Genomic DNA, 22,489 nt, shown 5'->3' on the forward strand with positions numbered 1-22,489 from the left:
TCAGGAGGAGTGGGCGAATCGATTTGAGGGCCGCTGCAGACCGAGGTTGCCCCTCAGGGTCGATCCCGGAACCGGGCGTCGCGTCAACCCGGCCTTGGACAGCGTCGGAAGCACGAATTTGGCCAGCACCGGAAGGTCCTCGTCGATCACGAGAGCATGGAAATGAACACCGTCGAGGTGTCCGGCCAATTCCTTCAGAACCACGGCCGCTTCCCCCGGATCTGCAGCCAGGAGCAGTCGGCCGGTGACGACGGCATTCCCGTACGAGTTCAGCTCGGTCCTCCGCTGCGCCGCAGACAGATTCGGCGTATCGAATGCCACATCGACCTCGGCGACCACCAATGACGCGCCCTCATCGCGCGCCTTGGCAGCCGACTGTGCAATGGTCTCCACCGAATCACCCGAAACGAGAACAACATCCGGCTGGCGTGGATCGATTTCGCCGTAGCGGCCGAACACCACCAACTGGCCTTGAGGCGGCCGCGGAACGATTGCCGGCCCCTTCACCGAGAACGTGTCGCCCTCGAAATTGACGTAATGCAGACGATCACGTTCGAGGAAACGCCCACTGAGATAGTCACGAACGACGGCGTCGTCCTCCCACGAGTCCCAGAGATCGGTCACAACGGTGACCGAATCCCGCTGCTCTTGCTGACGCGCCGACTCCGTTGTTACCAGAGCCCTCCCCCACGCCCTCGCCGCGGCATCGTCTTCGACCGGAACAGCAAGCCAGCCGCCACGCCCACGCGAGGAGTAGTCCAACGTCGCCAATTGCGAGGACGTATGAAACGGTTCGGCGTACGTGGTCCCGACGACGGGGACCAGCCCGATCGTGCTGGTTGTCGCCGCCACGTACGACGCCCTCGAGACGGCATCGATGCGGCCGACCACGTCACCACTCGGGGGGAGGATGGAATCGTCGAACGTCGCGAACGTGAAGCCGGCATTCTCGGCAGCCGCGACGCGATCGCGCACGGCTTTGCCCGTGAGCAGCTGGTCCGGGCGGTGTGAGCTTCGGCGCCAGGCAGCGGGGTGAGTGCCCTCGCCGTCCAGTTCGATACCCACGGCAAATACAGTCATGTGTCCTCCATCGGTCCTGGCGGTAGCACCCACACTGCGGTTAGGTAGCGGGTTGCTGCGGCATCATCGAGCCAGGTCTCTCAGCCACTCTGGATGGTGGATGCAATCTATGCGGGCCACGCTGGGCAAGTCAAATCACGCTTGTCGAATCATATTGACCTACAACATATTTCAATACAATCATCCTGATCGAAAGGGTTGCGCAACGCTAGCCGACGTAGACACGAAAGAGCCCCGCCCGACTCGCGTCGGACGGAGCTCTCGGTGTGCGCTGGAACGCTACTTCGCGCCCATCCATGCCTGATCGAACAGCATGATGCCGGTTGCAGTCGGAACCACACCGTGCACGTTCTTCTGCCAAGCCCAGAACGACGTGAGCCCGCCGATCGGCGCCGACGGAACCGTCTCGTTCCACAGCGTCTGAATTTTGCCGATGATCGCAAGAGTCGACGAATTGTCCTTGGCCTGTTGTAGATCTGCGATCAGCTGATCCATCGCCGGGTTCGCATATCCAGCAGTATTCGCCATCGAGGTGCTGTTGGTCGTGGAGAACAATCCGAGATCGAGAATCGACTCGTACATTCCGATGCCCGCGTGCGCGAGGTCGAAATCGTGCTTGACGTAGACTTTCTGCACGATGTCGCCGGCGTTGTTGGCCAAGATCAAGTTCACCTCGAACCCGACGGCCTGCAACAGTGACTGCACGGCGAGGCCGATCGCGTGGTCCTTCGGCTCACTGAGAACGACGTAGTCGAGGCTGCCGTCGTACCCGTCTGCCTTCGCCTGATTCAGAAGTTCCTTCGACTTTTCGGGGTCGTAGGCAATACCCGGTGTGTCTACATGCCATTGAGACGTCGGACCGAACAACTCCGAGCCCGGCAGTCCCTCACCGTTTTCCACTCGCTGATCGATCAACGTGGTGTCTAGCGCGTAGCCGATAGCCTGACGGACGCGAACATCCGAGCCCGGTCGGCCCTCACGGTTGTTGATAATCTCGGCACTACCGGCATTGAGCACGTCGATGTAGCCGGGGTAGCCAGCGGACTTGGCGGAATTGATCGCCGACGTGAGGCCGCGAATGTAGGCGACATCGAGCTGACCGCTGTTCAATGATTCGAGATTCGCCTGCGGACCGTTGAGCGCAACCATCCGCAACTTGTCCAGCTTGGGGGCGCCGCCGTAGTAGGACGGGTTGGCCTTGAAGATACGCTCGACGCTCGGTGTGAAGACATCTTCGGTGAAGGGTCCGGCTCCGACGGCGGTGAACTTGTCGCCCTGCTGCGAACTCGGGGCGACGATCATCCCGTGCCCGAGAGCGAGCATCGACGGAAAACGCATCCACGGCGTCTTCAGCTTGAATTCCACTGTCGTCGGACCGCTTGCCTGCGCCGATTCCACCGAAGCCAGCCACAGTTCGGCGCCATTGCCCTTGCCCGCGTTGTACCGATCGATGCTCGCGATCACGGCGTTGGCGTCGAGGGTGGTGCCGTCACTGAACTTCACACCGTCGCGAAGTTTCAGCGTCCAGGTGGCTCCGTCGTCAGCTGTCTCGAGCGATTGAGCCAACTTGGGCTCGAACTCGCCGCTCGCAGTGTTGTAACTCATCAGGACGTCGTACACAGCAGCGAAGGCCTCACCGCCGGAACCGCCGCGCGCGGCCGTCTTCGTCGGGTCGAGTGAGGGAACGAGCACCTGTACGCCGTACGTCATGGTCCCGCCGGCCACCGCAGTTCCCGGATCGGGCTGCTCGTTGACCATGCCGGTCACGACGTCCGCCGACGCGGTCGTCGTATCGGTCCCGCTGTCGTCACCGTTGCTCGCGCAGCCCACCAACAGAACCCCGGTGCCGAACAATGCGACGGCGACGCGGCTGACTTTCCCGATGCGCCAAGATCTCGAGTGCGACACGGAGATTCCACCTCACTTTCAGTAGACGCAGCCACGGATCGGCCGCAATCGGCTAATAGTGATGTCCTCTGTGGAGTGACGCCCAGCACGTTCCCGGTGACCGGAAACATTCACGGAGACAAAGGATGCGCATAACTGAGATGATCGGGCCGAGTGGTTGACTGCGACTGACATCCGAACACGAAAAAGCTCCAACCTTATGTTCGAAGAACATGAGATTGGAGCTTGTCGATAAGAATTATGGTGGCCAGGGCCGGGATCGAACCGGCGACCTTCCGCTTTTCAGGCGGACGCTCGTACCAACTGAGCTACCTGGCCGGACGGCACCCGAACCGAATGCCTATCGCATTGCTTTGTTCTCAACCGATTGATTGAGAACAAAGCTTTGCGACCCTGACGGGACTCGAACCCGCGACCTCCGCCGTGACAGGGCGGCGCGCTAACCAACTGCGCCACAGGGCCTTGCTTTTTCCTTGCTGTGAAACCGTACTACATCTTCGAGCCGCTCCCAAACCACTGTCCTGGCCTGGCATTTGTGCATCTCAAAGCGTGTCGTGCGGGTCAAACCATACTGCATCGTTTCGCTTTCGCAAAACGTACCCCCTACGGGATTCGAACCCGCGCTACCGCCTTGAAAGGGCGGCGTCCTAGGCCGCTAGACGAAGGGGGCCCGCCGGATCTCTCCGAACTAGTACCCCAACGGCGTTCCGTTGGGAGCTTGGATAGCTTATGGCACGGCATTCGGAAATCACAAATCGCCTGTTCACGGGCAGAAAAGTGCACTATTCAGTGTCAGGGAACTCGACTTGGGGCCACCCGTCACGATGGAACGTCTCCAACCACTGCGGCGTAGCCATGGCTTCGAGGACTACTTCGAGAGACTCCTCGAACCACTCGCCCAGATCTCCACTGGAGGCAATCAGGTCTGCCATGTACCGCTGACCGGCAAGGCTCGCTGCCAGTACACGCGTGAATTTGTCCGGGTCGGCGTCCTCTCGGAGCAAACCGTCGTCCTTGGCACGCAATGCCAACTCATAGGCGGTCTTTCCCCAGACCTGCCCACCACCGGACTGCACATCCTTGTAGAACTCGGGCTCGATGATCAGCCGGAATTCCGCCTGCACGATTACCTCGGCACGGAAGACCTCGGCAATGTCGAGCACGAGACCGTGCAAAGCGACGAATGGATCGAGGTCTGTTCTCTTGGCCCAACGATCAGTAATTCCAGTGAAGGTTTCGATAGCCGAGGTCAGAACCGCTCGCGCCAACTCTTCCTTGGACTGGAAATGGAAATACATGGCGCCTTTGGTGGCGCGGGAGCCCTCGAGGATCGTGTTCACCGACGCAGCTGCATAGCCGCGCTTGGCGAATTCGACTGCAGCCGCTTCGACCAGGGCGGCGCGGGTACGCCGCGCACGCTCTTGTTGACGTGCCATTTACGGTGTTGTGCCTCTCGCAGAGTTGGTACGCAGAGCCGCCGTGATCGGCGCCTGTCATCCCCCGAAACTTCACAATATCCCCTCCAACACACCCTACGTAAGGACTAGAGCCATACCCGCCAAAAGTACTAGACGCAATCGGCTGTTCAGGGGACAAGAACCGACTTTATGCCCAAAAGACACCAAGTGGTATGGTTTTGGCCGCTCGGGTGCGCCGCAGGGGGTGCGCATCCGAGCTTTTTCGTGCCCGAGATTCTGATAATTCGACCTCGCAGACGGAACTGCTTCGCCGACCGATGGACAGCAGTCCCAAGGTTTTAAACAACTAGTGCAATTGTTTATTCCCCCTTTTCCGTCGAAACCGTACTGGCAGCATCGAAACAACACAGTTAGACTGTCTAAATGAATGTTGGAGAGGGTCGCAGCAAGGCTCGAGACGAGATCGACGTACTTTGGGACGATCTGGGTGCCTTCGTCCGACGTCTACGCACCAAACGCAACGACCACAAGCTCACGCCGAGCCAGATCCAGGCCCTCGGCCACCTCGACCGACAAGGTCCGTCGACCGCCAAAGAATTGGCAAAATTCGAGCGCGTCACGCCGCAATCAATCGCAAAGACCGTGGCCGCGCTCGAAGAGCAGGGCATGGTGACGCGAAGGGCGGATCCATCGGACGGCCGCGCGGTCTTGGTCACGATGACCGAACTCGGCACATCGACCCTTCACGAAGACCGAACGAAACGAACAGAGTGGCTGGCCGAGGTCATCGACGCCGAGTGCACCGAAGCCGAGCGTGACTTGCTTCTGATCGCCGGCCGAATCCTGCGAAGACTCGGCCAGGGCGAGTCCCCAGCATCGACATCGATATGAGAGGAGTCACTGATGAACTCGTGACCACCGTCGTCGAAACGCCGACCCCCCAAACTCCCGTTCCACTGAAACTGAGTCTTGCTCTCGGCTCCGGAACCGTTCTTCAAGCGCTGAACTCGTCGATGATTGCGGTGGCAATCGTCCCGATCGCCACATACTTCGGTTCCAGTTCAGGCACAGCGTGGGTCATCTCGGCCCTCTACATCGCGACTGCGGTCACGGCGCCGGCGGCTGGTCGACTCGGATCGATCCTCGGCGCCAAACGCGTCTACCTCGCCGGATTGGGCCTGATCGCTGCCGGATCGATCCTCGGCTCGCTCGCCCCGTCGCTGGGCTGGCTGATCGCCGCACGAATCCTGCTCGGAATCGGCACGGCGACACAGTATCCGAACGCGATGACCGTCATCCGCGAATACGCTGACCGCCACCGGACTCAAACCCGTTCAGCTATAGCAACACTCACCATTTGCGCTCAATCGGTCGTCGCGCTGGGGCCCACTCTCGGCGGGTTGTTGGTCGGCACACTCGGTTGGCAATCGATCATGTGGGTGAACCTCCCGCTTGTCGTCGTCACTGCCGTATGGGTCTTCTTCGCCGCCCCGAGCGACTCCGCCCTGCCCGACCGGGCCGGCGCCGCTGCGTTGTTCAAATCTCTCGACCCACTCGGCATCACCCTGTTTCTCGCTCTGACGACATCGACGATGCTCTTTCTCCTCTCTCTCGCCGAGCACGCGAAGTGGTACCTCGTCCCGTCGACGGCCCTCTTCGCGTTCCTGTTCGTCTGGTGGGAACGTCGAACGGCCTCGGCGTTCATCGACGTCCGCGCCGTCGTCCGAAACCGCGCACTGAGCATGACTCTCGGCCGGACCCTGCTGACTTACACAGCGTTCTACTGCATCTTCTTCGGACTCCCCCAGTGGCTACAGGTAGCCCGCGGAATGTCACCGATCAGCGCCGGGCTCTTCATGCTGCCCGTCGCTGCGGTCGGGATCTTCGCGACCATGTCCGCATCCAGGGTGTACGGGAAATTCGGCGCACGGATCACCCTGCTGATCGGCACCGCGGCCTTGGCCGTCGGCGGCGTTCTGATCGCCTTTGTCGAATCGAGCTCGACTCCCCTAGTGGCACTCCTGCTGATTGCGGCGATCCTGGGCATTCCCAACGGCTTCAACAACATGGGAAACCAGAACCTGATCAACTCGGTGACCACCTCCGCCGACGTCGGGACCGCGATCGGCCTTTACCGAACAATCCAGTACATCGGCGCCAACCTTGCGGCCGTCGTCATCGAGCTGACCATGCGCGGAACCATCGACGACGCGGGTCTGCATCGCACTGGCGGGACCATCGCCGTCATCGGAATCGCCCTTCTGGTGGGGGTGGTGTTTTCACGGACTCTGCGGTCCCGTTAGACTCTGCGCCGCGCCCCTATAGCTCAGTTGGTAGAGCTACGGACTTTTAATCCGCAGGTCGTAGGTTCGAGTCCTACTGGGGGCACAAACACAGACCCGGCGCCTCATTCAGAGGCGCCGGGTCTTGTGCATTCGTGCCACATCGATTCGTGCCACATGAATGCAACAGCAGGTCATCGAAGCAGGAACTCGAGGGTCACGCGCTCGAATGCCTCCTTGGCTTCGATCATCACCCAGTGCCCGCAGTTCGGAAATACATGCAGTTCAGCGTTCGGAATCAGTCGCATCGGAATCATCGGCATGTCCGGTGGACACTGCCGATCATCGAGCCCCCATGTCAGCAAGGTCGGGCATTGCACCTTGTGCATCATCGACCAGTACGGCGGCACATCCGAGTTGGACATCATCTGCTGCTGAGCGGCAAAGGCTTTGGATCCGTACATCGCGGTCAATGCCTGGTGCGAGGCCGGATCGTTGGCCGTTTGCCATCGTTCCTCGATCCGCTCCTCGGTGATCACGGATCTGTCGTAAACCATGCACTCGAGCCAGCGAACCAACTTCTCACGGCTGGGAGCGTCGGCGAATTCCTGGAGGAGACGCGTACCTTCGCTCGGGTTCTGACTGAAGATGTTCGGGCCCACGCCTCCGATGGTGACCAATCTGCGGACGCGGTCAGGGAACCTCATCGCGACGTTGACCCCGACAACTCCGCCCATCGAATTGCCGATCATCGCAGCGGATTCGATTCCCAGCGCATCCATGAATCGAACCACCGCCGAGGTTGCCGTGAGAACTGGATGACCGTCGACGGCATCGCTCACGCCGAACCCCGGGAACTCCAGGAGGTAGCAGTGGAAGTGCTTTGCGAACACCTCGAGGTTCCCCCGATAGTTCCGCCAACCACTCACACCGATCCCTGAGCCGTGCAACAGGATCAACGGCGGACCATCGCCCGCCTCGTGATAGCGCAAAGTCCCCTTGTCAGTAGCGACTTCGCGTTTGGTCCCCTCATAGGTCACGTCCATCACGCAAGATTAGAACGTGTTACAGATCCAGGACGGCTGATTGCGGAACTTCGCAACCACCGTCAGAAGCATCCCCCGCTGCCTCGACGCCCACTGCGATTCGTGGACTTCTGCTCGCTCGGTTTCGACTTCCCCGTCCCGGCCTTCACACACCGGTTGGGGCGCCGCACCTGCTCGAAGTGCCCGGCGCTCACCACATGACCGGCCACGCTGACCTTGACCGGCGCGTCCGCGCGGGCGGTTCCGACTTGCGCCGATCCCAACGTCAGGGCGCAAGCAGCCACAACGACCAGCGCTACCTTCTTCGAGATCTTCATATGCACGGCCACTTCGACACGGGTCCACTCCAGATGCTGAACGGGTGCGCGCACCGAAGGAACACGCTCGGCGTCGACGATATTCAGTCAGGGTGGCCGGCCGCGATCCTTTTGCTCACCAGCATCTGAACAGTCGACGACAAAAGTTTTGGCGGCACGTCAACATCCCGAGGGCGTCAACGAGCCGACGCCCAACGTACGCACCGTTACTGAGAAATCCGTAAATCCGGGCAACCACACAGCGACGGGCGTGGACGTTCGCGTTTGGACTCGCTAAGCCACAATCAAACGCCGAACCGCCTCGACTGCCGCCTCCCGACGTCGAGGGATGGAACGAGACGACTTGAGCGCGAGCATCCGGGCGATATCCGTGATCAGCAGGATCAACTCCGTGGGATTCCACGCGGGGTCGATGTGCCCCTCGAGCTGCCCCTTGCGGATTTCCGCAACTTTAGGCCGGAAGGTCTTGCTTCGTATGTCGTCCTCGCTCATGACGTCCGGCGCTTCGAGATCCGCCCATTGCTGCAATCGGGCGTTCTCGGGATGGGCAACGTAGTTGTCGAAGAGGCGACCTGCATAGCCCGGCAAGTCGTCACCTCGAAGTGCTGTCTCCGCTGTTGTTTCGGACGTCCACTGTTCGGTCACGGCAGCGAACAACTCTTCCTTGCTTGCGAAGTACGCATAGAGACGGTCTTTGCTGGCACGCGCTTGCGCGGCGATCCGATTGATCCGCGCGCCGGCCAGCCCGTACGTGGCAAATTCGTCCTTTGCGGCCGCCAGAATGCGGTCCCTCGTAGCTTCCCCTGCTGAGCGCATGTTCACAGCCTAGAACGAATCGACCGTTGCCGAACCATCCGGTTCGGCGTAGCGTGCAGAGTTGACGAACAATTTGGTTCGCGAACAAGTCGTGCCACTTACCGTCAACTCGAGGAGAGACATGAATCTCGACGAAGCCCGAACTGCTTTCGCCCGGCTCCGTGCTGCGGAAAGTGGTGTATCACCAGCAGAACTCGACGAAGTGTGGGCCGCGCTGGAAACCGTCGCCGCCGAAGAAATCCTCGGCGAGTGGAAGGGTGACGACTTCGCCACCGGTCACCGTCTTCACGAAAAGCTGTTCGCGAGCCGTTGGTACGGCAAGACCTTCAACTCGGTCGAGGACGCCAAGCCGTTGATCTGCCGAGACGAAGACGGCAACCTCTACTCCGACGTCAAGAGCGGCAATGGCGAGGCAAGTCTGTGGAACATCGAGTTTCGTGGCGAAGTCACGGCGACGATGGTCTACGACGGCGCGCCGATCTTCGACCACTTCAAGAAGGTCGACGATTCGACGCTCATGGGCATCATGAACGGAAAATCGGCGTTGGTTCTCGACGGCGGACAGCACTACTACTTCCTGCTCGAGCGAGCGTGATTCGCGCCGAACAGAATTCGACGTCCGCCATGCAGATGACAGCGGCGCTCTCACACGGCCCGCACTCCCCCTTCACACTCGACACCGTCGAGATCGACGAACCCCGCGCAGACGAGATCCTGGTTCGCATCGTCGCGACCGGCCTGTGCCACACAGATCTGTTCACGAAGTCGGTGCTACCGGAACGACTCGGCCCCTGCGTGTTCGGGCACGAAGGGGCGGGGGTGGTCGAGGCCGTCGGCTCGGCGATCGACAAGGTCGTGCCCGGCGATCACGTGTTGTTGAGCTACCGCAGTTGCGGTGTGTGCAGGCAGTGTCTCAGCGGCCATCGGGCGTACTGCGAAAGCTCACACGGGCTCAACAGCTCTGGCGCACGCACCGACGGCTCGACGCCGGTCCGGCGAAGCGGAACTCCGATACGGTCCGCCTTCTTCGGCCAGTCCAGCTTCGCGGAATACGTCATCGCCACTGCCGACAACACCGTCGTCGTCGATCCTGCAGTGGACCTGACCGTCGCGGCTCCCCTCGGCTGCGGATTTCAAACCGGCGCGGGTGCCGTGCTGAATCTACTTCGCCCCGAGCCCGACTCGACGTTTGTCGTCTTCGGAGCCGGCAGCGTCGGACTCGCAGCGCTACTGGCAGCGAGGGCTGCCGGCGTTTCCACCCTGGTCGCCGTGGACCCCGTTGCGCAGCGGCGCGCACTCGCCGAGGAATTCGGCGCCGTCACTGTCGATCCGACCACCGAGGACGCGGTCGAAGCAGTACGCGCCGCCACCGACGGAGGTTCGACACATTCCCTCGACACCACCGGAATCGGCTCCGTGATCAATCAAGCCGTCACATCACTTCGAGCACGGGGAACACTGGCGGTAGTCGGACTCGGAGCGTCCACGGTCGAGATGAACATGGCCGACATCATGCTGAGCGGAAAGACAATTCGAGGATGCATCGAAGGAGAGTCGGAAGTCTCGACGTTCATCCCCGAACTCGTCGAACTCTTCACTGGTGGCCGGTTTCCGATCGACCGCTTGGTGACGCGCTACGCCTTCTCCGACATCAACAAAGCCGTCGAAGATCAAGCGTCGGGGCGCGTCATCAAACCCGTTCTCGTGTGGTGAGGGGCGAAATGTCTCATTCGTCGACCCGACGGAATTCGCCCTAGACTGCGCTCCTGCACTAGACGTCGGAGCAAGGTGGGGACGATGACAGAACACACCAGTACAGGCGCGGGCCACGGCCGGGCCGTAATGCCGATCATCCGGATGCGCGCACGCAGCCGCGACGAGAACCATCGAGCATCGACACCACTCGAACTGTTCTTCGACCTGTGTTTCGTGGTTGCAGCCGCACAGGCCGGAGTTCAACTGGTGCATGCTGTCGCCGAGGGCCACTACGCCGACGGCATCGCCGGCTATATGTTCGTCTTCTTCGCGCTGTGGTGGGCGTGGGTGAACTTCACCTGGTTCGCGTCTGCCTACGACACGGACGACGTCCCCTACCGGGTCGCGACCTTCGTACAGATTTGTGGCGTGCTCGTCTTCGCCGCCGGAATCCCCGACGCATTCGACGGAACCGACCGTACGACGGCCATCGTCGGCTACCTCATCATGCGAATTGCGCTCACCTGCCAATGGCTTCGAGCCGCCAGCGGTGAATCCGGTGCAGCGCGAACCACTGCTCTGCAATATGCCGCCGGGCTCGTGATCGTCCAGGCCGGCTGGATCGTGCTGCTTCTGATGCCGGCGTCGGCGTGGATTCCGGGCTTCTTCGTTCTCATGATCGCCGAACTCGCGGTGCCGGCGATCGCCGAACGCAACCACCAGACGCCGTGGCACCCGCATCACATCGCCGAACGCTACGGCCTCTTCACCATCATCATGCTCGGCGAAACCATCGCTGCCGCGACCATCGCGGTCCAATCCGGCATCCGGGATTTCGACGCCGCCGATCTACTGATTCCGATTGCCGTCGGCGGAGTTCTGACCGTGTTCTCCGCGTTGTGGATCTACTTCGCCGTCCCGATCCACGAGTACCTCGCAGACCAAGGCAATCGCGCCGTCCTGTTGTGGGGATACGGGCACTACTTCGTATTCGGATCCGCTGCGGCCATCGGCGCCGGCATCGAAGTAGCCGTCGAGGAAGCAGTTGGCGAAGCGCACATTTCGACGTTCGCAGCATCTGCCGCGGTCACGATTCCGGCCGCGATGTTCCTGATCTTCGTGTGGCTCATGCATTCACGCCACTTCAAGCGCGACAGGATCGAGCAGGCCGTTCTACCGGTGAGTGCAATCCTGGTTCTCGCCTGCACATTTGCCGGACACTGGGCTGTCCCGCTCGCCGGACTGGTGGCGGCGGGAACCGTCGGAGTCGGTGTCGGCCTGAGTACTCGGTCGAAGAGCTGACTCAGATTTCCGGAGCCGGAGCCTCGCCCTTACTCTGCGGCTCGTGTTGCTTGAGCTCACCGCGCATCTTGTCGAGATCCTTTCCACGCTTTTTGTACATGTAGCCGAGCGCGACAAGTCCAAGGAACAACGCAACGCCCAGGACGGCACCGACAACGGATGCTCCGCGGAATCCGGGGCCGTCGACGTCGAGGATCCGCTCGCCCGCATGCGCAGCGTTGTTGTTGCCGAGAACAACTGTCAGAGAGAGCAGATTCGGCAGCGCGAAGATCACACCCAACGCGAGAGCCGTGATCTGCATGATTCGAGCATGCTTGCGCTTGCGCACCTGCCAGACCGCCCGGAAGAAGATGAGCGGGACCAGGGTGCACACGAGACCGAACAGCAGCCCCCACGCGATTCCGGCGCTGAAACTGCCGTTCGCCAACGACGCAATGCGCTGCGCCCACCAACGCGGTAGGAAGGCGGCAAGGATGAAGTAAGCGATGACCAGGACCACCGCCATCACTGCGATCCCGATGGCCTTCTTCGCCCACGGCGGCATGCCCGGTTTTGCGGTGGCCGGTGAAGTTTCCGGTGTCGTCATGACAATTCCTCGTCTAGTCGGCGTCTGTACTGACGAATCTATCCGTTACGGGCGTTCCTCATCCGCATCGAGAACGATCCGGGCAAGCCGCTTCGGCGCAACGAGGGTGAACGAGGTGTAGATCCACTCCTCCAGTTGCGACCATTTCTCCTCGGAAACGTCGGTGCCGATGTCGAGTGCAACCCACCCGTGTCGACCGAGTCCATAGCCCGCAGCACTTGCGCCTGGTTCGGTGGCCACCACCGCTTCGGCTTCCTCCTTGCTCAGCTTGACGGTCAAGGAGGTGGCTTCGAGGTTGCAGAACACGAAGTTCTTGCCGCGGACCCGGAACGTCGGGTGGCCGTCCCACGCTTCGATGTCGACGCGCTCCGCTTCCGGCAGCGACAGCGAGATCTCTTCGAGTCGACGCATGTTGTCGGGCATGGAGACGATTCTGCACGCTCGATACCGAGCTTGACACCCGCGACACAGCTAGGCTCGGCGACGACCGCGTCACCGAACTCCGAACACAGGGAGACTGGCATGCGCACGTTAGTTCATCTCGTTCTGCTCATTTGTGGAATCGCCGTTGCCGTCGGCTCGTTCATGTACGTACTGGCCGGGGTCAAACCCGACAACGTTCGCCTCGAGGACCTGCGGGACGGCTTTCCGGCAGGGTGGGCAATCGAGCAACTCGGCGATCAGTCCGTGACCTTCTACCGGTCGATGGCGATACTTCTGCTCGCCGCCGCCGTATTGATTCTGATCGCCGCATTGTTCGGTTCTCGCATCGCAGCATGGATCGGAATTATCGTGGGATTGGGGACTCTTGGCACGTTCTACTACCGCGTGAACGATCAGTTCGACAATGTCATCAGGGAAAACTACTCCACGATCCTGACAAATCAGACAGGATTCATTCTGACGGCCGGCGGACTGATTCTCGCTCTCCTAGCGTGCCTGGTCCCCCGCGAGAAGACCCGAGCCTGACCGCTCGGCAACCGGAGGGTTACCGTCGACGCCGACATTCACTAGTGTCTGCAACAGCCGGGTACTGACGAGTAGTACCCCAGAAGAGGTAGGGCATCAATGGCATCGCTTGACGACCTTCTATCCCAGATCCCCATCGACCAGATCGCGCAGCAACTCGGCGTGGACCAGGCAACTGCCGAATCGGCGGTCAAGACTGCACTTCCGACCCTCGTCGGTGGCCTCGGCGCCAACGCTCAGGATCCCGCCGGCGCAGCCTCACTCGAAAGTGCGCTGCAGTCGCACGCCGACACCAGCCTTCTCGACGACGGCGTCGACATCAGCAAAGTCGACACCGCTGACGGTCAGAAGATCGTCTCGAACATCTTCGGCGGCAACACCGATCAGGTCGCCAGCGCACTGGGCGGTGTCGGTGGCGGCGGTGGAAACGATCTGGTGAAGCAGTTGCTGCCGATCCTCGCTCCCATCGTCCTGGCTTACCTCGCCAAGCAGTTCACCGGTGGCGGAGCCGGCGCGCAGACCCAGGCCTCCGGTGGCGGCGGACTCGGGGACCTCCTCGGCGGAATTCTCGGCGGCGGCGGCAATTCCGGCGGCGGCATCGGCGGAGCACTCGGCGGTATCTTGGGCGGATCCGGGGGCGGCGGCCTCGGAGACCTGCTCGGCGGCCTCCTCGGCGGCGGCAAGAAGTAATACGCTCGACAGATTCGCACTGCGGCGATCCCGTTCGGGATCGCCGCAGTGCTCGGTTCAGTCAACCGTCGAAGATCGAAACATCCTCAGTGACAAGGCAAACGCAACCAACAGCAGCGCGCCCACAAAAGCACTGACCCCGACCCAACCGCCACCCGCGTATGCAAGACCCGCGAGGGCGCCCGCCACGGACGAACCCGCGTAGTAGGCAAACAGATACAACGCCGACGCCTCGGCCCGGTGATCGGTAGCGATCAGCCCCACCCAACCGCTGGCCACCGAATGTGCGGCGAAGAATCCTCCGGTGAAGAGCAGCATCCCCACGAGCGTCAACGCCAGATTGTCCGGAACGGTCAGTGCCAGGCCGATACCGATGACGACAACCGACCCGAGCAGCACGCTGCGCCTACCCAGTCGGTCAGAGGCCCCGCCGGCTACCGCCGAGGTGAAAGTTCCGGCAAGGTAGAAAAGGAACACCAGGCCCACAAGCGCTTCAGGAAGGCCGAAAGGTGCTGCCGTGAGCCGAAACCCGAGGAAGTTGTAAATCGACACGAAGCCGCCCATCAGGATGAATCCCAAAGCGAAGAGTGTTCGCAGCGACGGGTTCGCAAGGTGGCGTCGTAGATTCGACGCGATCGTGCGCACCGATATCGGTTGCGGGCGAAAGAACTTCGACGCGGGAAGCCGCCGGATCATGTTGAGCGCGAACAATGCCGACAACGCGGACGCAGTCAACAGCGCCCAACGCCACGTACTGAAATCGACGACGGCCGACGGCACGAGCCGTCCGATCAGCCCACCGATCGTCGTGCCGGCGACGTACCTTCCCATCGCTGCACCGAGGTCCTTCCGATCGACCTCCTCGGCCAGATAGGCCATCGCCACCGCCGGGACACCGGCCAGAGCCAATCCTTGTGCTGCGCGTCCGACCAGCAGAACCTCGATCGTCGGACTCAGCGGCAGAAGTAAACCGATCACACAGGACGCCAACGCCGACGCGATCATCACCCGCGTGCGACCGAACCGCTCGGAGAGCGCACTGGCCGGAATGATTGCCAACGCCAACATGCCCGTCGTCGTCGAGACGGACAGCGCAGACACCGCAGGCGAGACGTGGAAGTCTTCGGCGAACGCAGGCAGCAACGCCTGTGCCGCGTACATCGAGATGAACGTCGACAGCCCGGCCGCGAACAACGCAACGGTCACGGTTCGATATCCCGATGTTCCGCGGCGAAGCGGCATCACTTCGGATTCGATCACATTCTCGACAGTCACCACGTACCTCCAGGCATCACTTACCTCCGGCAAGAATCCTCCCGCCCAGACTCGGCAAAAGAAAATGCATAAACTTGGTGTTCTATATGCCCTGGAGGTATATAGATTGGGTTCGTGATGCTGACCGAAGACCTCGAATGGTTTGTCGTGCTCGCCGAAACCCAACAGGTGACCGCTACCGCGGATCTGACTCACCTGTCGCAACCGACCCTTTCGCGCAAACTCGCACGCCTCGAACGACAGATCGGCGTGACACTCTTCGACCGTCAGGGACGCCGACTCGAACTGAACCGGTACGGCGAGATCCTCTATCGACATGCTCGCATCGCACTGCGTGCCCTCGACGCCGCGCAGACCGAAATCCAGTCGCTGGCGAGCCCAGAGAGCGGCACGGTCCGGCTCGACTTCCTCCACTCGTTCGGCACCTGGTTGGTGCCGCACATGCTGCGCGGATACCGCGTCGAGCATCCCGGAGTGCGATTCGAACTGCATCAGGACAGCGCGCAGTTCCTGGTCGACAGAATCGCCGCCGGCACGTCCGACCTGGCCGTCGTCTCGCCTCAGCCGCGCGATCCGCAGGTGGCGTGGATGCAGATCGCCCAGCAGTCACTGGCATTGGCTGTTCCGGCTGATCATCGCTTTGCGAAGTTGCATTCGGTCGAGCTTGCGGACGCGGCCGACGAACCGTTCATCGGTATGCATCCGAACTTCGGGATGCGAAGAATTCTCGATGAACTGTGCGCGGCCGCAGGATTCACTCCGAATTTCGTCTTCGAGAGCAGCGAGCTGGCAACGGTCGGCGGACTGGTCTCCGCGTCCTTCGGTGTCTCGGTCATGCCGGTTCAGGATCCACCGATCTGGGCCGAAGGAGTCGTCTACGTACCGATCGAAGGAGCACAGCGAAAAATAGGGCTGATCTGGTCGAAGAGCCGCGAGCTGTCCGATCCCGCCCGGACTTTCCGCGACTACGTCGAAAGAACGACTTGGTAGTGAAAGTGCCCCCGGATAACTACGGATCGGTAACATCCCTCGAGGGGAGCAATTTTCATGCCATTCTTTTCAAACCTACGGTGCCGTAGGCTGGGGCGAAGTCGCGCATTCACTCAACATGGAGGCAAGAAATGACGAGGATTCTGACGCAGCTGGAGCTGCTACAAGAGCTGCAGCCGGTTGCCGAGGAGAACGTCAACCGCCACATCTCCATGGCCAAGGAATGGCATCCACATGACTACGTTCCGTGGGACGAGGGTCGTAACTTCGCAGCCATGGGCGGCGAAGACTGGAGTCTCGAACAGTCACAACTCGGCGAGGTAGCTCGCGCCGCGATGATCACCAACCTGCTCACCGAGGACAACCTGCCGTCCTACCACCGTGAGATCGCCGAGAACTTTTCGCAGGACGGTGCCTGGGGAACGTGGGTCGGCCGGTGGACCGCCGAGGAGAACCGCCACGGCATCGTGATGCGTGACTACCTCGTCGTCACGCGCGCAGTCGACCCCGTCGAGCTCGAGCGCTTCCGCATGGAACACATGACAAACGGTTACAGCGCACCCATCGACGAGGGCGACGCCGGCCTGCTGCACTCGGTCGCCTACGTGACCTTCCAGGAACTCGCGACGCGCGTCAGCCACCGCAACACCGGCAAGGCCTGCGACGAGCCGATTGCCGACAAGATGCTTCAGCGCATCGCCGCCGACGAGAACCTGCACATGATTTTCTACCGCAACATCTGCGCCGCCGCGCTCGATCTTGCTCCCGATCAGGCGCTCAAGGCTGTGGCGAACATCGTCCAGAACTTCCAGATGCCCGGTGCCGGCATGCCGAACTTCCGCCGCAACGGCGCCCTCATGGCCAAGCACGGCATCTACGACCTTCGCCAGCACCTCGACGAGGTCGTCTGGCCTGTCCTGCGTAAGTGGAACATCTTCGAGCGCAACGATTTCAGCGCCGAAGGCGAGAACACGCGCGAAGAGTTGGCGGCCTTCCTCGAGACACTCGCCGCCAACGCGACGAAGTTCGAGGAACAGCGCGATCGCATGCTCGCACGCGAAGCCGCCAAGCGCGAACAGCAGGCTTCTTAGTTTCACCAGCTATTCTGTGCCCGGTACCGGATTCGGTACCGGGCACTTCCAATTGTCACAAGTATTTGTTCAGAGGTAGACATGTCATCCCTTCGTATCGGTTCACTCGAGCTGCACAGCCCCGTGGTCCTCGCACCCATGGCGGGCGTCACCAACGTCGCCTTCCGCACGCTGTGCCGTGAACTCGAACTCGAACGTGCAGGCAGCACGTCCGGGCTCTACGTCTGCGAGATGGTCACCGCCCGCGCGCTCGTCGAACGCCAACCCGCCACGATGCACATGACCACGTTCGGTCCGACCGAAACGCCCAGGTCGCTGCAGCTGTACACCGTCGACCCGGATACGACTTACGCCGCGGCCAAGATGATCGTCGACGAGAACATGGCCGATCACATCGACATGAACTTCGGCTGCCCGGTACCCAAGGTGACCCGCAAGGGCGGCGGATCGGCGCTACCGTACAAGCGTCGACTGTTCGGTCAGATCGTCGCGGCAGCCGTGCGCGCCACCGAAGGCACCGACATTCCGGTCACCGTCAAGATGCGCGTCGGCATCGACCCCGAACATCACACGCACCTCGACGCCGGCCGGATCGCGGCAGCTGAAGGCGCCGCTGCCGTCGCACTTCACGCACGTACCGCGTCGCAGCGCTACTCCGGCACTGCTGACTGGAACGAGATCACGCGCCTCAAGGAACACGTCACCGACGTGCCGATCCTCGGCAACGGCGACATCTTCGACGCCTCGGATGCTGCCCGCATGATGAACGAGACCGGCTGCGACGGCGTCGTCGTCGGACGCGGCTGCCTCGGACGGCCATGGCTGTTCGCGGAACTCAGCGCAGCTCTCAACGGACAACAGATCGCCACGCCGCCGACGCTCGGCGAAGTCACCAAGATCATCGCCCGTCACGCCCAACTGCTCGCCGCACATCACGGTGAAATGAAGGGTCTGCGCGAACTTCGCAAGCACGTCTCCTGGTACATGCGTGGGTTCCCGGTCGGATCGGATCTGCGGGTCTCGATGGCTCTGGTCAGCACGTTGTCCGAACTGGACGATCTGCTCGGACAGCTCGACCACGACGTCCCGTTCCCCAAGGACGCCGAAGGCCCGCGCGGACGCCAAGGCTCACCCGGTCAGGTAGCACTCCCGGAAGGTTGGCTCGACGATCCCGAAGACGACCTTGTGCCGGTGGGAGCTGACATGATGCACTCTGGTGGCTAGCGAAAACACGCCGTCGGATTACTCACATCACTTTCTGAGTGAAGCACTCAGGATTCACCAGTAATATGGCTCCAGCTTCGTCGACAACCGGTTGACGCCGGCATCTGAATGACGAGTTACTGACAGTCGACGACGGGACAGGTTGCATCGGTGGGTGATGATCACGATTCGGGCCCACCTCCGCCCGAGAGCCGCGCCCCCTGGGAACGTCCGCTCGCAGACAAGCGCTTCCGCAACGCCCAACCGGACCAACCGGCAACGCCCCAGCGCCCTGCCACACCCCAGCGACCAACACCGCAACCACCCAGTCCCCCGGAGCGTCGCAGCAGTGGACGTACCGGGCGACGGGACTCGCCTCCGACCGACGACTCTGTTTCGGTCGCCGAGTTGGTCCGTCGGGTAGGCGACAAGAAGCCGCCACCAGCCCCGGCTACGCCGCCCAAGCCGGCGCCGAACAAATCCGTAACACCCAAGACTCAATCTTCAGCAGCGTCGTCGCCGCCCCCCGCCCGGCCGATTCCCGCCCGTCCGACCGTTCCGCCCGCCGCTGCGGACTGGATCACCGAAGAACATCCCGTCACCTCCGCAGTGCCGCGGGTAGTCGGTGACACCGGCGCCACTCGTCTGGCGCAAAGCAAGATTCGCCGCCGCCATCGCGCAAAAGTGATCGGCCGATCGGCAGTAGCGTTCCTGGCCGTCATGTCTCTCGCATTGACCGGCGTCGTGTGGGGCTATCTGCGCTCGGTCGAAGGCGGATTCGATCAGATTGCGGCACTCGACACCGAGTCCGACGACATCATCGACGCCGGTGGTCAACTCGGCGACGAGACGTACCTGATCATCGGCACCGATACCCGCGCCGGTGCGAGCGGTGAGATCGGCGCCGGAACCGTCGAAGACGCCGAAGGCGCCCGAGCCGACACGGTCATGCTGGTGAACATTCCCGCCGACCGAAGCCGCGTCGTCGCCGTCTCCTTCCCGCGTGACCTCGACGTCGAACGTCCGATCTGTCAGGGATGGGACAACGACGCCGGCAAGTACACCAGCGAAACCTTCCCGGCAGCGAGCGGGGACAAACTCAATGCGACGTACGCACTCGGTGGCCCCAAATGCCTGGTCAAGGTCATCCAGAAGATGTCCGGCCTGAAAATCGGGCACTTCGTCGGAATGGACTTCGCCGGTTTCGAGCGCATGGTCGACACCGTCGGCGGTGTGAACGTCTGCTCCCCCGGACCGATCGAAGACGGCATCCTCGGAACCGTCCTCGCCTCCGGCGGCACGCAGATGCTCGACGGCCGTACCGCCCTCAACTACGTGCGTGCTCGCCACGTCGAAGCCGAGGGCAACGGCGACTACGGGCGCATCACCCGTCAGCAGAAGTTCCTGTCGGCGCTGCTCCGCTCGGCCCTGTCCAACCAGGTCCTCCTGAATCCGAGCAAGCTCAACGGATTCATCAACGCCTTCACCAGCGACACGTTCGTCGAAAACATCGACACCAAGTCACTGGTCACCCTCGGTCGCTCGCTCCAGAACGTCGACGCAGGCGCGGTCACGTTCTTGACGGTCCCCACGGACGGCACCAACGACTGGGGCAACGAGATTCCTCGCACGGACGAGATCAAGTCCCTCTTCCAGGCGATCATCGACGACGATCCGCTTCCGGGCGAAGAGCGCGAGGACACCACACCGTCGTCGACCAGTTCCACGACAACCGCTCCTACGTCCAGCACGCCGCCGGCCGCCACTTCCGTCGAGGCAATGAGCGCCTACAACATCTCGGTCGACGTCTCCAACGCCTCGGGAATCGCCGGGCAGGCCGCGACGATCGCCGACAGCCTCGCGGCTTACGGTTTCCAGATCTCCACGGTCGGTAACTTCAGCGCAGCCACCGGCCTGGCGAATGCTCAAGCGTCGACCACCGTCGTGCGCTACGCCGCAGGTTACGAGGCTGAAGCGGTGACGGTCGCGTCGTCGATTCCCGGCGCGGTTCTGGTTCTCGCTCCGAGCATGGGAGACATGATCGAGGTCGTCGTCGGAAGCAATTTCGCCGGCACCGTCGTCGCCCCCGCGGACCCGGGAACCATCCTGGCGGCAAATCCGACGTCGGTCGACACCAGCACCTCGACGGCTCTGCCCGCCGACATCGCCAGCGTCAACGCCGGCGACACCACCTGCGACTGACACGCGTTCATTCACCTTGCGTTCACCTGGTGCTTGTGACTTGGTCTTTCACGGCACGTAGGCTCTGACCTCATGCGCGTGGCTTACAACGAACAGATGACCGAGCTTGCAGACACGCTCGGCGAGATGGCAGGACTGGCAGGTGCCGCTATGGAGCGCGCCACCCAGTCCCTGCTCCAGGCAGACCTGTCCCTGGCAGAACAAGTAATCGGCGAACACGACAAGATCACCGAACTCAGCACCATCTGCGAGGAGCGCGCGTTTGCGTTGCTCGCCCTGCAGGCTCCCGTTGCCGGAGATCTGCGCTCGGTGGTCAGCGGAATCCAGATCGTCGCCGACATCGACCGCATGGGCGCACTCGCCCTGCACGTCGCCAAGATCGCGCGCCGCCGACATCCCAACCACGTGCTTCCCGAAGAGGTCAACGGCTACTTCGCCGAGATGGGACGCATCGCTGTCTCCATCGGTGCGGCCGCCAAGGTCGTCCTCGAGACCCGCGACCCCGAGCGCGCTGCCCGTCTGCGCGAAGAAGACGAAGCGATGGACGACCTCCACCGCCACCTCTTCACCGTCCTCATGGACCGTGAGTGGAAGCACGGCGTTGCCGCCGCAGTCGACGTCACGCTGCTCGGCCGCTTCTACGAGCGATTCGCCGACCACGCCGTCGAGGTCGGCCGACGTGTCATCTTCCTGGTGACCGGCAAGCTGCCCGAAGAGCCCGAAACCACCGAGAAGGTCGACAACCTCACCTCGTACCCGGATCTCTGAACCCAACCGTCCACGTGAGTAAAAGGCGGCCGCGCACTTGCGCGGCCGCCTTTCCTATTCAGTTCTCGCGCAACCAGGTTTCCAACGTGGGTCCTGCAGTTGTCGATCCCGGCGCGGGCAGCAACGCCCCACCCTTCATCGCCTTACCCGCTCCCGGCATCGAGATCGGGATCAGCCACTTACGTCGGCCACGGTATTTCAAGATCTCGCGCGTCATGGCCGGGATCTCGAGGACCTCGGGCCCGGCCAGGTCCGGAGCCCTCCCGGTCGGACCGTTCTGAGCGCAGGTCACGAGCGCCTCGGCGACGGTCTTCGCTGCCACCGGTTGTGACCGCATCCGGGGAACCATCGCGACCGGCCCCAGCCCGAAGAGCGCGATCGTCTTCTCGCCGAACTCGAACCACTGAGTGGATCGCAGGATCGTGAAGGGAATACTCGACGCTTCCACCGCGCGTTCCTGCGCAGCCTTCCCCTGGTAGTAACCGAAGGACTTCAATCGCGGATCGTCGCAGTTCACGATCGAGAGCAACACGTGGTGCTTCACGCCGGCCCTGGCTTCGGCCGCGGCGATGTTCTTCGCTGCCGTCTCGAAGAACTCGATCGCCTTCCTCGCACTGTTGGTGACATGATCACTCACGTCGACGACCACGTCGGCGCCGGAAAATGCTTCGTCCAACGCGGCACCCGTAGAGATGTCGACTCCCGTCGATCGAGCGGCAGCGACCACGTCATGGCCCCCTGCCTTTGCCTGCTCGACGACCAGCTTTCCCATCTGGCCGGTTCCGCCCAGAACAACAATTCGCATGATGCCTCCGTCAAACCTGTGCGCCCGGCTCTCTTCGGCCTGGTCA

22 protein-coding genes, 4 tRNA genes and 1 riboswitch are annotated in these 22,489 nt (G+C 62.1%); of the genes, 13 read left to right on the forward strand and 13 right to left on the reverse strand.

Annotated features, from left to right (window positions below):
- From GN300_RS04290 to GN300_RS04315, 6 genes are all read right to left on the reverse strand, one after another.
- On the reverse strand, positions 1 to 1,080 hold the full coding sequence (locus tag GN300_RS04290; protein WP_063315856.1) for an LLM class flavin-dependent oxidoreductase: 1,080 nt from the start codon (positions 1,078 to 1,080) through the stop codon (positions 1 to 3).
- Between the two features lie 4 nt (positions 1,081 to 1,084).
- Positions 1,085 to 1,180: riboswitch (SAM riboswitch) on the reverse strand.
- A gap of 179 nt (positions 1,181 to 1,359) precedes the next feature.
- Positions 1,360 to 2,988, reverse strand: coding sequence for an ABC transporter substrate-binding protein (locus tag GN300_RS04295; protein WP_063315855.1), 1,629 nt, complete (start codon positions 2,986 to 2,988; stop codon positions 1,360 to 1,362).
- Positions 2,989 to 3,229: 241 nt separating this feature from the next.
- Positions 3,230 to 3,306: transfer RNA gene (locus GN300_RS04300), tRNA-Phe, on the reverse strand.
- Between the two features lie 70 nt (positions 3,307 to 3,376).
- Positions 3,377 to 3,450 (reverse strand) — tRNA-Asp (locus GN300_RS04305).
- A 135-nt stretch (positions 3,451 to 3,585) separates the two neighbouring features.
- Positions 3,586 to 3,658 (reverse strand) — tRNA-Glu (locus GN300_RS04310).
- Between the two features lie 112 nt (positions 3,659 to 3,770).
- Complete coding sequence (locus GN300_RS04315) at positions 3,771 to 4,424, reverse strand: TetR/AcrR family transcriptional regulator (protein WP_003940323.1); 654 nt, start codon at positions 4,422 to 4,424, stop codon at positions 3,771 to 3,773.
- 405 nt (positions 4,425 to 4,829) lie between these two features.
- Between GN300_RS04315 and GN300_RS04320 the strand changes: the two genes are divergently transcribed.
- The 3 genes from GN300_RS04320 to GN300_RS04330 all read left to right on the forward strand — a co-directional run bounded on the left by GN300_RS04320 (position 4,830) and on the right by GN300_RS04330 (position 6,794).
- On the forward strand, positions 4,830 to 5,297 hold the full coding sequence (locus GN300_RS04320; protein WP_063315854.1) for a MarR family winged helix-turn-helix transcriptional regulator: 468 nt from the start codon (positions 4,830 to 4,832) through the stop codon (positions 5,295 to 5,297).
- A 20-nt stretch (positions 5,298 to 5,317) separates the two neighbouring features.
- Positions 5,318 to 6,709, forward strand: coding sequence for an MFS transporter (locus GN300_RS04325; RefSeq protein WP_063316046.1), 1,392 nt, complete (start codon positions 5,318 to 5,320; stop codon positions 6,707 to 6,709).
- A 12-nt stretch (positions 6,710 to 6,721) separates the two neighbouring features.
- Positions 6,722 to 6,794, forward strand: a tRNA-Lys gene (locus GN300_RS04330).
- Between the two features lie 88 nt (positions 6,795 to 6,882).
- Here the strand turns inward: GN300_RS04330 and GN300_RS04335 are convergent.
- From GN300_RS04335 to GN300_RS04345, 3 genes are all read right to left on the reverse strand, one after another.
- Complete coding sequence (locus tag GN300_RS04335; RefSeq protein ID WP_063315853.1) at positions 6,883 to 7,734, reverse strand: alpha/beta fold hydrolase; 852 nt, start codon at positions 7,732 to 7,734, stop codon at positions 6,883 to 6,885.
- A gap of 62 nt (positions 7,735 to 7,796) precedes the next feature.
- Positions 7,797 to 8,105, reverse strand: coding sequence for a hypothetical protein (locus GN300_RS04340; protein WP_136470805.1), 309 nt, complete (start codon positions 8,103 to 8,105; stop codon positions 7,797 to 7,799).
- 219 nt (positions 8,106 to 8,324) lie between these two features.
- A complete protein-coding gene (locus GN300_RS04345) occupies positions 8,325 to 8,867 on the reverse strand; it encodes a TetR/AcrR family transcriptional regulator (protein ID WP_030535258.1) in 543 nt (180 codons plus the stop codon).
- A gap of 121 nt (positions 8,868 to 8,988) precedes the next feature.
- On the opposite strand from GN300_RS04345, the gene GN300_RS04350 reads away from it, so the two are divergent.
- From GN300_RS04350 to GN300_RS04360, 3 genes are all read left to right on the forward strand, one after another.
- Positions 8,989 to 9,462 carry a DUF4334 domain-containing protein gene (locus GN300_RS04350; RefSeq protein ID WP_007733878.1) on the forward strand — a complete coding sequence of 158 codons (474 nt, stop codon included), beginning with the start codon at positions 8,989 to 8,991 and terminating at the stop codon, positions 9,460 to 9,462.
- Between the two features lie 29 nt (positions 9,463 to 9,491).
- On the forward strand, positions 9,492 to 10,580 hold the full coding sequence (locus tag GN300_RS04355; RefSeq protein WP_063316045.1) for an NAD(P)-dependent alcohol dehydrogenase: 1,089 nt from the start codon (positions 9,492 to 9,494) through the stop codon (positions 10,578 to 10,580).
- An 84-nt stretch (positions 10,581 to 10,664) separates the two neighbouring features.
- Positions 10,665 to 11,864: a low temperature requirement protein A gene (locus tag GN300_RS04360; RefSeq protein WP_082845733.1), complete on the forward strand. Its 1,200-nt coding sequence runs from the start codon at positions 10,665 to 10,667 to the stop codon at positions 11,862 to 11,864.
- Between the two features lies 1 nt (position 11,865).
- On the opposite strand, the gene GN300_RS04365 is transcribed toward GN300_RS04360, so the two are convergent.
- Both GN300_RS04365 and GN300_RS04370 read right to left on the reverse strand, forming a co-directional pair.
- Positions 11,866 to 12,450 (reverse strand): hypothetical protein, encoded by a 585-nt coding sequence (locus GN300_RS04365; RefSeq protein WP_003940111.1) that lies wholly within the window; start codon positions 12,448 to 12,450, stop codon positions 11,866 to 11,868.
- A 45-nt stretch (positions 12,451 to 12,495) separates the two neighbouring features.
- Positions 12,496 to 12,873: an MmcQ/YjbR family DNA-binding protein gene (locus GN300_RS04370; RefSeq protein WP_020908916.1), complete on the reverse strand. Its 378-nt coding sequence runs from the start codon at positions 12,871 to 12,873 to the stop codon at positions 12,496 to 12,498.
- A 99-nt stretch (positions 12,874 to 12,972) separates the two neighbouring features.
- Between GN300_RS04370 and GN300_RS04375 the strand changes: the two genes are divergently transcribed.
- Both GN300_RS04375 and GN300_RS04380 read left to right on the forward strand, forming a co-directional pair.
- Positions 12,973 to 13,419, forward strand: coding sequence for a hypothetical protein (locus GN300_RS04375; protein WP_003939955.1), 447 nt, complete (start codon positions 12,973 to 12,975; stop codon positions 13,417 to 13,419).
- A 99-nt stretch (positions 13,420 to 13,518) separates the two neighbouring features.
- Positions 13,519 to 14,109 carry a DUF937 domain-containing protein gene (locus tag GN300_RS04380; RefSeq protein WP_003940105.1) on the forward strand — a complete coding sequence of 197 codons (591 nt, stop codon included), beginning with the start codon at positions 13,519 to 13,521 and terminating at the stop codon, positions 14,107 to 14,109.
- Positions 14,110 to 14,166: 57 nt separating this feature from the next.
- Here the strand turns inward: GN300_RS04380 and GN300_RS04385 are convergent, their stop codons facing one another.
- Positions 14,167 to 15,351 (reverse strand): MFS transporter, encoded by a 1,185-nt coding sequence (locus GN300_RS04385; protein ID WP_191908683.1) that lies wholly within the window; start codon positions 15,349 to 15,351, stop codon positions 14,167 to 14,169.
- Positions 15,352 to 15,498: 147 nt separating this feature from the next.
- On the opposite strand from GN300_RS04385, the gene GN300_RS04390 reads away from it, so the two are divergent.
- From GN300_RS04390 to phoU, 5 genes are all read left to right on the forward strand, one after another.
- A complete protein-coding gene (locus GN300_RS04390; protein WP_081377546.1) occupies positions 15,499 to 16,374 on the forward strand; it encodes a LysR family transcriptional regulator in 876 nt (291 codons plus the stop codon).
- A 131-nt stretch (positions 16,375 to 16,505) separates the two neighbouring features.
- Positions 16,506 to 17,465 (forward strand): acyl-ACP desaturase, encoded by a 960-nt coding sequence (locus GN300_RS04395; RefSeq protein ID WP_003940492.1) that lies wholly within the window; start codon positions 16,506 to 16,508, stop codon positions 17,463 to 17,465.
- Positions 17,466 to 17,546: 81 nt separating this feature from the next.
- Positions 17,547 to 18,689, forward strand: a complete 1,143-nt coding sequence (dusB, locus tag GN300_RS04400; RefSeq protein ID WP_003939756.1) for a tRNA dihydrouridine synthase DusB — start codon at positions 17,547 to 17,549, stop codon at positions 18,687 to 18,689.
- A gap of 150 nt (positions 18,690 to 18,839) precedes the next feature.
- The gene (locus GN300_RS04405; protein WP_063315850.1) at positions 18,840 to 20,870 is read left to right on the forward strand and encodes an LCP family protein; all 2,031 of its coding nucleotides are present in this window, start codon (positions 18,840 to 18,842) and stop codon (positions 20,868 to 20,870) included.
- 72 nt (positions 20,871 to 20,942) lie between these two features.
- Positions 20,943 to 21,638, forward strand: coding sequence for a phosphate signaling complex protein PhoU (gene phoU / locus GN300_RS04410; protein WP_003940130.1), 696 nt, complete (start codon positions 20,943 to 20,945; stop codon positions 21,636 to 21,638).
- Between the two features lie 58 nt (positions 21,639 to 21,696).
- Here the strand turns inward: phoU and GN300_RS04415 are convergent, their stop codons facing one another.
- Entirely contained in the window at positions 21,697 to 22,443 is a 747-nt protein-coding gene (locus GN300_RS04415) for an SDR family oxidoreductase (protein WP_063315849.1), read from the reverse strand.
- Between the last annotated feature and the right edge of the window lie 46 nt (positions 22,444 to 22,489).

Origin of the sequence: Rhodococcus sp. Ni2 (genome assembly GCF_021352185.1) — a bacterium.
Classification (GTDB): Bacteria; Actinomycetota; Actinomycetes; order Mycobacteriales; family Mycobacteriaceae; genus Rhodococcus_F; species Rhodococcus_F qingshengii.